General features: G+C 50.6%; 16 protein-coding genes. 9 read left to right on the top strand and 7 right to left on the bottom strand.

Features of this window, described 5'->3' with window-relative positions:
* Window positions 1–19 precede the first annotated feature (19 nt).
* Window positions 20–427, top strand: a complete 408-nt coding sequence (locus K7H09_RS09785; RefSeq protein WP_230804536.1) for a GNAT family N-acetyltransferase — start codon at window positions 20–22, stop codon at window positions 425–427.
* Between the two features lie 255 nt (window positions 428–682).
* Here the strand turns inward: K7H09_RS09785 and K7H09_RS09780 are convergent, their stop codons facing one another.
* From K7H09_RS09780 to K7H09_RS09770, 3 genes are all read right to left on the bottom strand, one after another.
* Window positions 683–937 (bottom strand): Txe/YoeB family addiction module toxin, encoded by a 255-nt coding sequence (locus K7H09_RS09780; protein ID WP_022520614.1) that lies wholly within the window; start codon window positions 935–937, stop codon window positions 683–685.
* Complete coding sequence (locus K7H09_RS09775) at window positions 934–1,185, bottom strand: type II toxin-antitoxin system Phd/YefM family antitoxin (protein WP_022520613.1); 252 nt, start codon at window positions 1,183–1,185, stop codon at window positions 934–936. Before K7H09_RS09775 ends, K7H09_RS09780 begins: the two co-directional genes overlap by 4 nt.
* Before the next feature lie 156 nt (window positions 1,186–1,341).
* Window positions 1,342–1,581, bottom strand: coding sequence for a hypothetical protein (locus K7H09_RS09770; protein WP_041157805.1), 240 nt, complete (start codon window positions 1,579–1,581; stop codon window positions 1,342–1,344).
* Window positions 1,582–1,741: 160 nt separating this feature from the next.
* On the opposite strand from K7H09_RS09770, the gene K7H09_RS09765 reads away from it, so the two are divergent.
* Window positions 1,742–2,677, top strand: coding sequence for a LysR family transcriptional regulator (locus K7H09_RS09765; RefSeq protein ID WP_041157806.1), 936 nt, complete (start codon window positions 1,742–1,744; stop codon window positions 2,675–2,677).
* On the opposite strand, the gene K7H09_RS09760 is transcribed toward K7H09_RS09765, so the two are convergent.
* Window positions 2,644–3,663, bottom strand: a complete 1,020-nt coding sequence (locus K7H09_RS09760; protein WP_230804534.1) for an NADP-dependent oxidoreductase — start codon at window positions 3,661–3,663, stop codon at window positions 2,644–2,646. The genes K7H09_RS09765 and K7H09_RS09760 overlap by 34 nt on opposite strands.
* Window positions 3,664–3,770: 107 nt before the next feature.
* On the opposite strand from K7H09_RS09760, the gene K7H09_RS09755 reads away from it, so the two are divergent.
* Window positions 3,771–4,655, top strand: coding sequence for a LysR family transcriptional regulator (locus K7H09_RS09755; protein ID WP_230804533.1), 885 nt, complete (start codon window positions 3,771–3,773; stop codon window positions 4,653–4,655).
* Between the two features lie 343 nt (window positions 4,656–4,998).
* On the opposite strand, the gene K7H09_RS09750 is transcribed toward K7H09_RS09755, so the two are convergent.
* Window positions 4,999–5,187, bottom strand: a complete 189-nt coding sequence (locus K7H09_RS09750; RefSeq protein WP_230804532.1) for a manganese efflux pump MntP family protein — start codon at window positions 5,185–5,187, stop codon at window positions 4,999–5,001.
* 298 nt (window positions 5,188–5,485) lie between these two features.
* Window positions 5,486–6,490: a LacI family DNA-binding transcriptional regulator gene (locus K7H09_RS09745; protein WP_041157809.1), complete on the bottom strand. Its 1,005-nt coding sequence runs from the start codon at window positions 6,488–6,490 to the stop codon at window positions 5,486–5,488.
* A 269-nt stretch (window positions 6,491–6,759) separates the two neighbouring features.
* Here K7H09_RS09745 and K7H09_RS09740 point away from each other — a divergent pair, with 269 nt between their 5' ends.
* From K7H09_RS09740 to K7H09_RS09725, 4 genes are all read left to right on the top strand, one after another.
* Window positions 6,760–7,677 carry a dihydrodipicolinate synthase family protein gene (locus K7H09_RS09740; protein WP_041157810.1) on the top strand — a complete coding sequence of 306 codons (918 nt, stop codon included), beginning with the start codon at window positions 6,760–6,762 and terminating at the stop codon, window positions 7,675–7,677.
* A gap of 101 nt (window positions 7,678–7,778) precedes the next feature.
* Window positions 7,779–9,050, top strand: a complete 1,272-nt coding sequence (locus tag K7H09_RS09735; protein ID WP_230804531.1) for an Nramp family divalent metal transporter — start codon at window positions 7,779–7,781, stop codon at window positions 9,048–9,050.
* Between the two features lie 38 nt (window positions 9,051–9,088).
* Entirely contained in the window at window positions 9,089–10,300 is a 1,212-nt protein-coding gene (locus K7H09_RS09730) for a DcaP family trimeric outer membrane transporter (protein ID WP_041157811.1), read from the top strand.
* A 347-nt stretch (window positions 10,301–10,647) separates the two neighbouring features.
* Window positions 10,648–11,181: an AAA family ATPase gene (locus K7H09_RS09725; RefSeq protein ID WP_041157812.1), complete on the top strand. Its 534-nt coding sequence runs from the start codon at window positions 10,648–10,650 to the stop codon at window positions 11,179–11,181.
* Window positions 11,182–11,217: 36 nt separating this feature from the next.
* Here the strand turns inward: K7H09_RS09725 and K7H09_RS09720 are convergent, their stop codons facing one another.
* Window positions 11,218–11,394 (bottom strand): hypothetical protein, encoded by a 177-nt coding sequence (locus K7H09_RS09720; RefSeq protein WP_155705713.1) that lies wholly within the window; start codon window positions 11,392–11,394, stop codon window positions 11,218–11,220.
* Here K7H09_RS09720 and K7H09_RS09715 point away from each other — a divergent pair.
* Window positions 11,393–12,124, top strand: a complete 732-nt coding sequence (locus K7H09_RS09715) for an AraC family transcriptional regulator (protein WP_022520602.1) — start codon at window positions 11,393–11,395, stop codon at window positions 12,122–12,124. The two genes, K7H09_RS09720 and K7H09_RS09715, sit on opposite strands and share 2 nt — an antisense overlap.
* Window positions 12,125–12,212: 88 nt before the next feature.
* Window positions 12,213–13,094, top strand: coding sequence for an aromatic amino acid exporter YddG (gene yddG / locus K7H09_RS09710; RefSeq protein WP_041157813.1), 882 nt, complete (start codon window positions 12,213–12,215; stop codon window positions 13,092–13,094).
* The last annotated feature ends 79 nt before the right edge of the window (window positions 13,095–13,173 follow it).

Genomic DNA, 13,173 nt, shown 5'->3' with positions numbered 1-13,173 from the left:
AAAGTGCTGCGGTTATTCTATGAATCCAGGAGGAAAGACGAGAGAAAACGCTTTCTCTGTCGAACAATTGGAAGAACTCGGTATTACTTTAGAGAGCTGGAAAGCAGGAATTAGCGATGGCTCCTTACCTGGTTACGTTGGTGTTAGTGAAGGAAAGATTATTGGCTATTGCTTCGGTGATAGCGAAACCGGAGAAATTGTTGTTTTGGCACTATTGCCAGAATATGAAAGTAAAGGTGTTGGCAAAGCACTATTGAATAAAATGATTGAGTCTTTCAACTCTTTCGGGTTTGAACGACTTTTCCTCGGGTGTTCATCCGATGCGAAAGCTCGTTCATATGGCTTTTATCGACACCTAGGCTGGCGTTCAACTGGCCTATTTGATGATGCGGAAGATGAGATACTTGAATACTTCCCTAATAAATAGTGAGGTCATATTGGCACCATCCAACAAGTGGTTCAAACCGTTCGCTGTGCTCGCTGGGACGGGCTAAAGCCCACCCCTTAACAAAACGTTATGGCACACGATTAAATTAACTGACTCAAAGCTCAGCGTCATAACAAAGCGTTTAAGAGTGAATCGCAACGCTTGGCATTTTCAGCTCAAGGCTGGGTGTCGTTTTTACGGCACAATGTTTTAGGTTAGGTGGCAGCGTTGCTTACACCTTAATGCTGCGTTAAATCAGTAGTGATATCGGAGTTGGGCAATTAGCAAAGCGTCATCCGTGACTTTGTAAACCATTCGGTGTTCTTCGTTGATTCGCCGAGACCAATAACCGGCGAGACTGTGTTTGAGAGGCTCTGGTTTGCCGACCCCTTCAAATGGCTCTCGTTTGGTCTCTTTGATTAACTTGTTAATTCGGTTAAGAATCTTCTTGTCGGTTTTCTGCCAGTACAGATAGTCTTCCCAGGCGCTCTCGGAGAAGATTAGTTTCATTCAAGAAGTTCCTTCTCCTGACCACCACCTTGTTCCAATTCGGCAACGGATTCCAGCAAACGGCGGGCGTTCTTAGGTGCGCGCAGAAGATAGGCTGTCTCTTGCAGCGCCTCATAGTCTTCGAGAGAGATCATTACCACGGATTGCGCCTTGCTTCGGGTGATGATCATAGGTGAATGGTCTTCACAGACCTGCTCCATGGTTTTTGCTAGATTGGTTCTAGCGGCTGTGTAGCTGATAGCATCCATAAGGTTGCTCCTGTACAGGATGTTGTTAATGTACAGGATATAGTACGTAGTGAGGTTTGACAATCAACTGCACAGCGCTCGGTTTTCCGCCGCTTTGCGGATTCGAATCCATTGGAAAGTTACGCGTGTTGGCAGCTTGTTTGCTAATGCGTTGTCTCAACGCAGACGCCATAGCTTTTCGATACGTCGTACCATCGCCTGGATTACCTGTCGTCGAGCTTCTTGCTGATCCAGCCGCACACGCTCAAGATCAACGCCTCCCCGCCCATCGCGGTATCTGGAAGGGATGCTTCCCTTGAGCAAATTGCCGGCACTTCCTTCTGGCACGGCATCGTTATCGCAGCGGGTTAACGAGCCGTGGTGGTGAAAGTTCTGCACTTTTGTTGAGTTCATCATGCGCCTGACCTCCGTCATATCGTCCCTGTTCCGGGGGCGATTGGGTTATCTCATGGGTTCAGGTGCATGCTAATCTTGTTCTAAGCTGCAAGGTATTCCATGAAAGTGAGAATTAACTTTGCAAAAACGAACAGGTAAAAATCTCAGGCAACCTTCTGCCATGACACAGAAAACCAGGAGTCACCTAGCGTGGAACGACTTTGAGGTCGTCCTGGCAATCGCAACTGCAGGTTCGCTGTCGGGTGCCTCACGCGCCTTGGGCGTCAGTCATGCTACGGTTTTCCGACGGCTGGGTGATATCGAACAGCGCCTTGGTGTTGCTCTTTTTGAAAGAAGCCGAACCGGTTACCGGCCAACGCTTGCTGGAGAAGAGCTCGCTGAAACCGCCAGAATCATGGATGAAGCAGCCTTGGCCGCCGAACGTAAAGTCGCTGGGCGCGACTTGGAGCCGAGAGGGGAAATCTGGCTCACCACAACGGACTCTTTGTTGATGGGGCTGCTCTCTCCTCTGTTCACGCAGTTTCAGCATAAATATCCAGGCATCGTGTTGGACGTCGCCGTATCCAACCAGCTATTCAATCTGACGCGCAGAGAAGCTGACGTCGCCATCCGCCCGTCCAATGCTCCTCCTGAAAATCTGATTGGGCGACCGCTGACGGCCATAGGGCAGGCGGTCTACGGACATCGAAGCTTCAATCTGTCACCGGGGGCTTCCATCAAGGTTCTTGCTAGCCAGCCCTGGATTGGTGCTGGTCCGCGATTGCAGGACTCAGCACTGGATCAGTGGATGGACAACAACGCGCTGAAAGCGGCCTGTGTCTACCGTGTCGATACTCTGGTCAATATACTCAGCGCTGTTAGCTCCGGTATGGGGCTGGGTGTTCTGCCCTGTTATTTGGCGGACGAAGATCCAGACATTATCCAGCTCACTGATCCCATCCCCGAGCTGGAATACGGCTTGTGGTTTCTGATGCACCCGGATCTACGAGGCGTAGTGAGGATTCATGCCTTGATGGATTTTCTGACAGAAGTGGTTCGCGCTCAGAAACAACGCTTGGCCGGTTACTGTTTAACGACAAGCACGACCTTACCTTGAACGCCGCCTTGCATAGCTCTCTGGTGCGCAGCCGATGCTTCTGCCAACGAATAGGTACTGTCGATCACGATCCGAATGGTACGGTCGTCGAGCAAGCGACTGGCCTGTGCCAGCAGCATTCCGTTTGAGTGCACCTGTAGTGAGGAAACCGTAATCCCTAGCTTGTCGGCTTCATTCCTGGCAGAAAAGCCCAAGGGGTTGACCAGAAAGAGCGAGCCGCTTGGTTTAATAATGCTGAGGAAGCGTTCCATGTTCGGGCCACCCACAGCGTCAAGCACCAGATCCATATCATGAGCGACCGTTTCGGCGGCTGCCTTGGTGTAATCAATGAAGTCGTCAGCACCCAGCTCGCGAAGAAGCTCTTCATGCTTACCTGAAGCAACCGCGATTACACGCGCCCCTTTCCATTTGGCGACTTGAACTGCTATATGCCCCACGCCACCGCCAGCTCCATTGATCAAGACGGTCTTGCCTTCGAGCGGTACAGGCACATGCCGAAATGCCTGGAATGGATTGGGTAGGTCATTACCAGGATCAACCAGAAACTGCCAGACAGTAAGCAGTGACATTGGGGCACCTGCTGCCTCGACATTAGAAATGCCCTTTGGCTTCAACGCTAGGTGGCTTTCAGGAACGCTGACATATTCGGCATAGGTGCTGCTGCCCGTCATCAGGTCTTCGGGAAAACGCACCATTGCAAAGACGTGGTCACCTACGCTGACTTTGGAAACCTCGTCGCCAATGGCAGCAACGACCCCTGACACATCAGTGCCCAATATCAACGGGAAATGTGGGCTAGGCTGCCATTCTGGAGGTAGCGCCCGATAGCCGTCGCGCAGGTAAAGGTCTGGTGGGTTAAGACTTGCCGCATTAACTTGGATAAGCACTTCACCGGTTTGTACTTCGGGTCGGGGCGTATCTTCGTAAAGCAAGACCTCTGGGCCACCGAAACTATGCAGCTGCACTGCTTTCATCATGTCGTTCATCACAACCTCACTCAAGAATAGTCACATGGCAAATAGTAAGGAAGTTCCTTGTCATTGATAATGGTGCGTAGATTCGTTTTAATAATTCCATGAAGGAACAAATCGGATTGGAACGCCTCACGGGGCTTATCGCATTTGCACGCGCCGGCTCCTTAGGCAGCTACACCGCTGCGGCGCGCTCGCTGTCTGTTTCGCCCTCTGCGATAAGCAAAAGCATCCAGCGGTTGGAGCGTCACTTCGGCGTCTCTCTTTTCACTCGTACGACACGCTCGCTGTCTTTCACGGCCGAGGGCCGCGACTTGCATGGGCGTGTGCTAGAGCTGCTGCGCCAAGCAGAAGAGATAGAGCAGGTAGTGAAGTCCGCTCGTTCCGAGCCCGCAGGCACATTACGAATTGCGACATCACTTCCACTGGGTCTGCATCTGATTGCTCCTGCTATTACGGATTTTCGAAGACACTACCCGAAGGTAACGATCGACCTGCGGCTGAGCGACCACATCGTCGGTATGGTTGAAGAGAGCATTGATCTTGCAGTGCGGATCGGTGACCTTGCGGATTCGTCACTTTTGTCCAGGCGGCTCTCACCTTACAGGCTCTCTTGCTACGCTTCGCCAGACTACCTGGCTAGGTATGGTGCTCCCGAGCATCCAGATGAACTGGTGGGGCACGAAACGATCAATTTGCGCTACCAAAGCACGGGACAAATGTTTCGCTGGCCGTTCCGGATCGGCGAGAAAGAGATCGAGATAGTGCCGTCTTCCCCTGTTGTCGTTGATTCAAGCGAAGCCGTCATAGCCGCTATGACCGCGGGTGCAGGCATCGGGATGGCTGCAAGTTTCATGGCTGCCCCGCGGGTTAGGCGAAAGGAACTGGTACCAATCCTGTCCGACTTCGGCGTAGAGCGGCATAATATCGTTGCGCTATGGCCACAGAGTCGTAGCACCAACCCCGCTGTACGCGCCTTTATCGATATGTTGATCGAAAGACTTTGAACAGCTTTGTGTCGTTTCGGTGAGCGCCATTTTGACGGCGGCTACTGGCCGAAAGCTCACCAGGATTGTCGTTCTCCGTTCCTTTGCGTCAGCGATCCAAGCCACGCACAGCTACCCTGGGAATTTGCCGCTACAGTGCCAATAGCCCTGTGGTCTGGCGCAAAACCAAATGCCAGTTCGAACGGATGGTTACCTGCCAGTCTCCATCCATAGGAGGGAAAAACTTTCTGACCAAGGGAATCTATAAATACTCTGAAACAGTGGGGGCTGACTCACGCCAAGCAAAACTGTCGTTGCAATGCCTATTGCAACTTTGGCTACAGCTCAAGAAACGGCAGCATTACTAAAACTGAGTGCCATCCCAATCAACACTACGCCGCCAATGAGTTTTGCCCAATGGCCCAACATATTTACCGAGTTTGTGGTCTAGTAGCGCTTCTATGGAGGCCATCACTGTGATGGCTAAGCCAATGGCGAGGCTGGCGGTGATGATGTTCACATCAATGAATACGAGGCTGGTGTCTATGTTCACGGCGTCTAGGCCAGTGATGGAATGCAGGGCAATACACGTTATGGTAGGAAAGCTCGTTTGATTAAACTAGGTGCGTAAAATAACTTACTTAAGTGTAAGGTTAGGATGCTGAGTAGCGCTGGATTCTATCAAGTTCTTCTCTGATGATAAGCAGTTAATGAAAAAGTAAATATTTTTATAAATGTAGGGCGTATACTATTTGCTAATGAGTATCTAGTGAATAGCCCTCTGCCATAATTTAGATTAGCATTAGGAGGGCTCTCAGAGTAATAGCTTAATACTGCGTACTCATGATTTTTTATATATGTCGGACTGATGATGATCTTGGGATCAAACTAGGCATAGCCACTCTATTGATCGGCGAGCCAGAGTGTTTATCGCTTAGCAGTAAGTCGACAGCCTGTTGTGCAATATAGTCAAAAGGTATGTATACAGACGTGAGCGGCACAGGTAGACGACTGGCAAGAGGGATATCGTTATATCCGACTAATGAAAGCGTTCTGCCCACCTCAATGCCAAGTCTATGTGCAGCAGCCATCACGCCAATAGCGAGGTTATCGTTGACTGCAAAAATGGCTGTTGGTTTCTCATTCTGTGAGAGCAGAGCCAGCCCTGCTTCCTCGCCAGCTTCGATTCCATAGCCTGACTCGATAATCCATGGCTCACGCACAGGAATCCCTGATTCGCTCATGGCTTTGCGAAAGCCTTTTTGTCGGTCGCGAGCGCTAGAGGTAAAGCTAGGGCCTGCAACAAGGCCAATGTCACGGTGCCCCAGGTCGATGAGGTGCCGAGTAGCAAGGTATCCACCTTGAATATCGTCACCCAAGGCAGAAGGACTTTTACCATCGGTACGAAGCACCAATGAGTGCGGAACTCCCCGGTCACGCAGTTGAGATGGTAATTGGTCATCAAGTCGGCTGGTAGCCAAAATTAGGCCGTCCACACGTCGATTGAGAAGCAATTCAACCGCTTGACGCTCGCTTTCAGGATCGTCACCACTGGTTGCTACGATAGCGAAATAGTGACGTTCTTGAGCAACTTTAGAGATCGCTTCGTAGATAAGAGCCATGACGGTATCGCTCAGTCGGGGCACCAGTACACCGATAGTGCCTGTACCACCTCGCCTCAAGCTGGAGGCAAGAATGTCACGCTTATAGCCGAGTTCTTCCGCCGTTTTTTTAACCCGTTGAGCGGCTGGGCTATTGGAAGGCGGAAGGCGCTCATCAAGAACGCGAGAGACTGTAGACGTGCTGACGCCCGCGGCTTTGGCAACGTCTTGCATAGTTATAGGCTTACCGTGCATGAATATATTATTCCATGACGTGAGGTGGATTACTGAACCTCTGTGTTGGCTCGCATAAACAGGCATTTAGGCGAACCATTCTATCGGTTTTACAGCGATCTTATAAGCGATATGACGCTAACCCCACTGATTTACTATTAGTTTGCTTTCCGTATCCACACATCATTTGTGAGTCGTAGACTAACGTCTAATTTTCGATGTGGTGTATTTGGTGAAACGATTGCAATCGTTCCCAGGAACGATAACACAATCATATAAGAGGAATCATCATGTCTCTCGATCTCCGAGGTTTAACCCCCGCGCCGGTTACTCCTTTCACTCGCGATGGCGAGGTTGATTTTGCTGCAATCAAGAAGCTTGGCTCTTGGTTGGGCGGCATCGACGGCGTTAAAGGTCTCGTTGTTCTTGGCCACGCTGGTGAAGGTACATTCATGACCTCTGATGAGCAGAGGCGTGTTATTGAGGCATTTGTTGAATCGGTAAAAGGTGAGATCCCAATTATTGCGGGCATCACTCGCGAAGGCGACCATGTTGCAGCCGAAGAAGCAAAACGGGCTGTCGAGGCGGGCGCATCTGCTGGTCTAGTCTACCCATCTCATGGCTGGCTAAGGTTTGGTTATCAGGAGGGAGCGCCTCAAGAGCGATATCGCCGCATTCATGAGGAGAGTGGGCTACCGCTGATTCTTTTCCAGTATCCGGACAATACGAAAGCCACTTACAACCTCCAGACGCAGCTTGATATTGCGGCTCAACCTGGTGTGTTTGCGATGAAAAATGGTGTTCGCAATATGAAGCGCTGGGATACTGAAATTCCTGTCATTCGCGCTGAGTATCCGGATCTACAAATTCTGACTTGTCATGATGAGTACCTACTTCACACCATGTTTGATGTCGATGGTGCGCTAGTTGGCTATGGCTGTATTGCACCGGAGCCTTTGATCGAACTGATCAAAGCTGGAAAAGCCAAGGATTATGCTAAGGCGCGCGAATTACATGATCGCCTCCTTCCAGTCACCAAGAATGTCTATCACCGTGGTTCGCATATGGAAGGAACTGTGGCTCTGAAGTGGGCCCTAGTAGCCCGGGGGATTCTCGATCACGCTACTGTGCGCTCTCCGCTTCGTCCGCTTGCCGAAGGCGCAGATCGTGAAATTGCTGCTGCTATGAAACAAGCCGGGTTAGCCTAACCGAGATTGACTATTCCTTAGGCGCTGGGCGTCCCCGAACGGTGATGCCAATGAGGCATCACCGTATGCATCCTAAATAACAAATTTAATAGGAGCGTAGGATGAATATGAATACCAAACATGATTCAGGGCCATTTCCCCCTGCGACAAACCACCATCGATCTCGGTTTTCTCTGACGTTGCCACAAATGCTTGCGTTAATGGGGCCTGCATTTGTCGCTGGCGCTTGGCGTTTCGGACCCGGTGCGCTGACATCCGCTGTGCAGGCAGGCAGCCAATATGGCTACATGCTGCTTTGGGTAATCCTTGTGTCTGCAGTGCTAATGTTTGTGTTTAATGATATGGCTGTTCGGTTGGGCCTTGCATCTGGTGACTCTGTGGTCAAAGTCACCAAGCAAAAACTTGGTCGGCCAATTGGTGTCATGGCTGGCTTCGGTGTTTTCTCTATCACTTTGATGTTTGCTGTAGGCAATGCCGTTGGCTCTGGTTTAGCGCTAAGCCTGCTTTTAGGAGGTTCGGTAGTAGGCTGGACGCTCGCTAGTACAGTAGCGGTCGGCTTATTAATAGCCATGCGGAATACTTATAAGGCGATGGAGCGCTTGTTGGTCGCTTTGATTGGGCTTATGTCCGTAGGTTTTTTAGCATCAACCATACTGAGTGACCCAGATTGGGCGGCTGCTGCGCAAGGTCTTATTCCCAAATTTCCTGCTGAGGCCAGCGTTCTTTTAATTGCTTTGATCGGTACAAATTTCTCCATTAACTCAGCTTTTTATACTGGCTATGCCATCCATGAAAGAAAGCTGAATAGGCAGCAGTACCGAGCTATTACGTTAATGGATACTCTTCCGGGGAATGTGGCTACCGCATTTATGGCGATGCTCATCATCATTGTAGCCTCAGCGGTACTTCACTCCACTGGTACTGTAGCAACGACTTTTCCACAGCTGGCTAGTGTATTGGAGCCGCTGGCAGGAAAGGTAGGGGCGGTACTGTTCAGCCTTGGGTTCTTTGCAGCAGCCTTTTCATCAATGGCGGCAAACGCTTCTGCGGGAGGAACGCTATTAGCGGATGCGTTGGGCTGGAACAGCAGTTTATCCGGATGGAGAGTCAAGCTGCTTGTATACGGGGTGTTGGCTTGGGGAGCTACGGTTGCTGTGGTGGCGAAAGGTTCTCCCATTGAGCTAATTATTATCGCTCAAGCCTTAACCGTCCTAGTAGCACCTTTTTTGGGAATTATTCTCTTTCTTTTGACAAGACGTGAAGATGTGATGGGGGATCTAAAAAATGGCCCTCTACAAACCACGCTTGCTCTAGTGGGGTTGGTGACCATTTTCGCAATGTCTTCTCAGCTTGTCTTTAGGCTCCTGGGTTAAGTTGAAAATAAAAGTATTACAAATATAGAGATAAAGATATGAATAAGTTTTTGTTGTGGTGCAGAGTGTTTCCTTTCTTAGGCTATTCTTTTCTATTCGTTACTCCTTCTGTATTTGCAATTGATTATGATGTGAATGGAACCAACGTTTCTTTATACGGTTACGCTAAGCTTGATGTGATGTATGACAGTGGCGACATTAAGACTGGAAATAGCAGTGGCATGGGCGATAGTGTGAACTTCTCTAAAATTGCTGTGGATGGCCAACCAAGCACAAGTGGGCATTCGAATCTGCATGCTAATGAGTCACGCCTGGGTATCCGCACTACAACGCCGACAGAGAAAGGTGACTTGATTACCAATATCGAAGGCGATTTTTTCTTCGGTAATCTCCGAATGCGTCAGGCCTATGGCTCATGGAACGGTATTACGGCAGGACAAACGTGGAGCAATTTTCACACCTTTATAAGCACTACTCCTACGCTTGATTTTACTGGCCCCGCAGGTCGCGATGCATTCCTTCGACAAGCACAACTGCGGTATTCAGTAGGTGATTTTCATGTTGCTATTGAGGATCCGAGCGGTGCCATGTCTGGCAACTCTTTTGACGGAGGCTACGATGCAGTAACCGGTGGTAGATCCATTGCTGGTACTGATGTTGATCGTAAAGATGGCTTGCCAGACATTACGCTTCGGTACGAATCATTGGCTGGTGCATTACGTTGGGCATCAGCTGCCATGATTCGAGAAGTGGCCTTTGACGATGGTGCAGCAAAGGACTCAAAGATCGGGTGGGGAGCTTTTGTCGCGGCTAATTACGCTCTTACGCCAAATACGACGTTGCGTGGTCAAATAACCGGCGGTGAGGGGATTGGGGCTTACATGAAAGTAAACCCGGCACCCTCAGCTTATCGAGCAGGCAGCGAGCTAGAGACCATCTTTGCATGGGGGGGAACGATTGGCATTAGCCACGATATAGGCCCTGGTGCTTTCAACGTTTCATACTCACTTGTTAATGCAGATTGGGATAATGCCGAGCGCGATGGCGTGTCTCTTGTTAATACTGGTAGCTCAAGTGAGTTTATAAGTGCTTATGATGAAGAGCGTGAACTTGTGCATATTAATTACCAATGGAGCCCTGGTCATAACATAACCTACGGAATTGAGTTGGCTCATGCTGCACGGCATACTGTGGATGGCCGTAGTGGAAGTGTCGATCGCCTACAAGGGAGTGTTATCTATCGGTTTTAACCTGCGGCTTCGGCCTGAATAAAAAGTTGTACTTGATTATATGTCTATGGCTAGTTGTGCGGATAGTGATCTGAACCTTGCTTCATCGTAAGGTTGTTTTAAGCGTTAGCATTTTTGCTAACGCTTTTTTTAGTTAAGTGGGCTAGAAAAGTCTTTAAAAAGGAGCACTGCGTTGATATAAATATCTAACATCTACGCCAACAGAGTACACCTATGAAACATGGTGTCTTGTGCGAATGGGCGAGCAGCTAGATGAGATCATGGGGGAGCCTGAGCTTTTATTGTGTTGGGGGAGACAGCATCTCACTCAATAGCGTTTTCCTTGTCTGCTGTAGGGCGTTAATAATATGAACCATCGATTCGTACTCACCGGCGGCCCCGGTGGTGGCAAAACCACGCTCCTTGATGCCATAGAGAAACGGGGCTATCGCGTCATACCGGAGTCTGCCCGAAGCATCATCAAGGAACGGTTGGCGGCGGAGCTATCACCTCGGCCAGACCCGGTCTCTTTCGCTCAGGATATTCTGAAATCCGATATTGAAAAGTACCGGCGTGTCGCTGTTGGCGAGCAGGCCACGTTCTTTGATCGTGGGGTGCTGGATGCGCTGTACATGCTTGATGCGGAGAGCGCGTTGTCACGGGCGGACATCGCCAACTATGTTCAACTGTTCCCCTATAATCCCGTTGTTTTTCTTCTGCCGCCATGGGAAGACATTTACGGTACAGATTCAGAGCGTGATCAAACGTTCGAGGAGTCCCTCAAGGTATTCGAGGGGATGAAAAGCTGGTATTCGCAATGGGGTTACAAAACGCTGGAAGTGCCGCGTGACACTATTGATGAGCGCGTGAAGTTCGTTTTACAGCATGTAAATAGCCTTTAAATTGTCATTGTTGTTGACGGTTTTCTTCCCCACGCTTTACCAAGACTGCTGAACTACAGCATCATCACTATCGATATGCGCCGAGCCAAGAGAATCCTCTCGCTGGATGCCACCTCCATCCACCAAGCGAGCGTTGCCTAAAAACGCACAGCCTAAGGCTGGAGGAATCAGGTCAAGGAAGTGAATATGCCCACGACTGCTGAGTAAGGTCATGAAATATCCAGAGATCGGCCTGCACATACGTACCTATGATGATGAAGTGAAAAGTCACTCCCATGACCATCATCAACTGGTATTGCCCCTGGTCGGCACGCTGTTTCTGTCAGTAGATTCCATGGCGGGGGAGGTGGTACAGCACCGTGCGGCCATCATCCCTTCAGGAAGCGGCCATGGGTTTGCTGCAACAGAAGATAATCGGTTTTTGGTGGCTGATTTGCCTGAGGGGCTGGCTCCTGCGCTAGATAAGCTGCCTTGTTTCGTGGAGCTTGATTCGGCTTTGCGCCATTACGTCCAGTTCCTACATGCTCAGGTCATGAGCGGGGCTGGAGCGGATGCTACCCAGCATCACATGCTGCTATTGCTGTTACAACTGCTGCAGGAGCGCCATGGAAGTCAATTGAAACTGGATCGCAGGGTTCACGCGGCAAAACAGTTTCTGGATGATCACTTCCACCAACCTATTTCCATGGCTGAGGCTGCTAACGTGGCCCATTTGAGTATTCGGCAGTTGAACGATCTTTTTCGCCATCAGGTGGGCATGACGCCTCATCAATACCTCACAGAAGTGCGAATGAAAGAGGCGTTTCGGCTTCTGGAACAGTCAGGCCTCAGCGTTCAGCGGGTGGCTGATGCGGTAGGCTACTCGTCGTTATCGGCCTTCAGCGACCGCTTCAGACGTCACTTTGGCAAACCGCCTAGCCACTTCCGCCGTCTCTCGACATAATTCCGCCAGGATTCAAAAGATCCTCATTGATGCCATGGATACGCTCTCCCGCAACCGCTAACGCATGAGAATCTCGGGGGAGAATGACATGGCAACCGTGAATGCCGCTACCTGGATCGGATCCATTTCCGTTCTGCTTTGGGGTACTTTGGCTTTGCTGACCAAGCTATCCGGTGGAGATATTCCAGAGTTCCAGCTGATGGCCATGACTTTCGGCATTGCGTTTCTGTTGATGGGTGGGCGTTGGATCTTGGCTGGCCATACGGGCGTTCGGTATATACGCCAGTCGCCGTTTGCCTGGTGTATCGGTATCGTCGGGTTATTCGGTTATCACTTTGCATATTTCAAGGCGATGACGCTAGCACCGGCGGTGGAAGTCAGCCTGTTGGCTTACCTCTGGCCGCTACTGATCGTTCTGCTGTCTGCCCTGTTACCGGACGAGAGGATGCGAGCTCAGTCTATCGTTGGCGCCTTGGTGGCGCTGGTGGGTTGTTGGTTGTTGATCAGCCGAAATGCAGGCGGATTTGCTTGGGAGAAACTGCCCGGTTATCTGGTAGCGCTGGCGTGTGCATTGATTTGGTCTTCTTACTCCGTGCTCAGCAGGTTGGTGCGTTCAGTGCCAACCGATGCCGTCGGTTGGTTCTGCGGCGTGACGGCGCTGCTGGCTTTAGGGTGCCATATGCTGTGGGAAAAGACGGTGTGGCCGGATGGCTTGATGCAATGGGTAGGCGTGGTTGGGCTGGGCCTCGGGCCGGTTGGAATCGCATTTTTTACCTGGGACTATGGCGTCAAACACGGGAACATCCAGCTACTTGGCACCCTAGCCTACAGCGCGCCACTCATTTCGGTGATGCTACTGATCCTGGCGGGATACGGCGAGGCCACAGTGGCCGTATTGAGTGCCAGCGTGCTCATCGTCATTGGTTCTTTGATCGCAAGTCGCGCGAAGCATCGGGGCGCGCAGCGCTAGAAATGATGGCAGACTGATAACGCTGGTGCTGCAAAAGACGACTTGCTGGCGTTATCGCCAACTCCGTTAAGGCAGAAGT

The organism is Halomonas sp. IOP_14 (genome assembly GCF_021021315.1).
Lineage (GTDB): Bacteria > Pseudomonadota > Gammaproteobacteria > Pseudomonadales > Halomonadaceae > Vreelandella > Vreelandella titanicae.
Note: the sequence above shows the minus strand (reverse complement) of the source record. Positions and strands in the feature narration are given on the sequence as shown.

Excerpts from the sequence above, each read along its gene's own strand:
- K7H09_RS09765 (WP_041157806.1), top strand. The coding sequence starts at position 1,742 with ATGACACAGAAAACCAGGAGTCACCTAGCGTGGAACGACTTTGAGGTC.
- K7H09_RS09715 (WP_022520602.1), top strand. The coding sequence starts at position 11,393 with ATGAAATATCCAGAGATCGGCCTGCACATACGTACCTATGATGATGAA.
- K7H09_RS09725 (WP_041157812.1), top strand. The coding sequence starts at position 10,648 with ATGAACCATCGATTCGTACTCACCGGCGGCCCCGGTGGTGGCAAAACC.
- yddG (WP_041157813.1), top strand. The coding sequence starts at position 12,213 with ATGGCAACCGTGAATGCCGCTACCTGGATCGGATCCATTTCCGTTCTG.
- K7H09_RS09785 (WP_230804536.1), top strand. The coding sequence starts at position 20 with ATGAATCCAGGAGGAAAGACGAGAGAAAACGCTTTCTCTGTCGAACAA.
- K7H09_RS09760 (WP_230804534.1), bottom strand. The coding sequence starts at position 3,663 with ATGAACGACATGATGAAAGCAGTGCAGCTGCATAGTTTCGGTGGCCCA.
- K7H09_RS09720 (WP_155705713.1), bottom strand. The coding sequence starts at position 11,394 with ATGACCTTACTCAGCAGTCGTGGGCATATTCACTTCCTTGACCTGATT.
- K7H09_RS09730 (WP_041157811.1), top strand. The coding sequence starts at position 9,089 with ATGAATAAGTTTTTGTTGTGGTGCAGAGTGTTTCCTTTCTTAGGCTAT.
- K7H09_RS09780 (WP_022520614.1), bottom strand. The coding sequence starts at position 937 with ATGAAACTAATCTTCTCCGAGAGCGCCTGGGAAGACTATCTGTACTGG.
- K7H09_RS09740 (WP_041157810.1), top strand. The coding sequence starts at position 6,760 with ATGTCTCTCGATCTCCGAGGTTTAACCCCCGCGCCGGTTACTCCTTTC.
- K7H09_RS09735 (WP_230804531.1), top strand. The coding sequence starts at position 7,779 with ATGAATATGAATACCAAACATGATTCAGGGCCATTTCCCCCTGCGACA.
- K7H09_RS09775 (WP_022520613.1), bottom strand. The coding sequence starts at position 1,185 with ATGGATGCTATCAGCTACACAGCCGCTAGAACCAATCTAGCAAAAACC.
- K7H09_RS09770 (WP_041157805.1), bottom strand. The coding sequence starts at position 1,581 with ATGATGAACTCAACAAAAGTGCAGAACTTTCACCACCACGGCTCGTTA.
- K7H09_RS09745 (WP_041157809.1), bottom strand. The coding sequence starts at position 6,490 with ATGCACGGTAAGCCTATAACTATGCAAGACGTTGCCAAAGCCGCGGGC.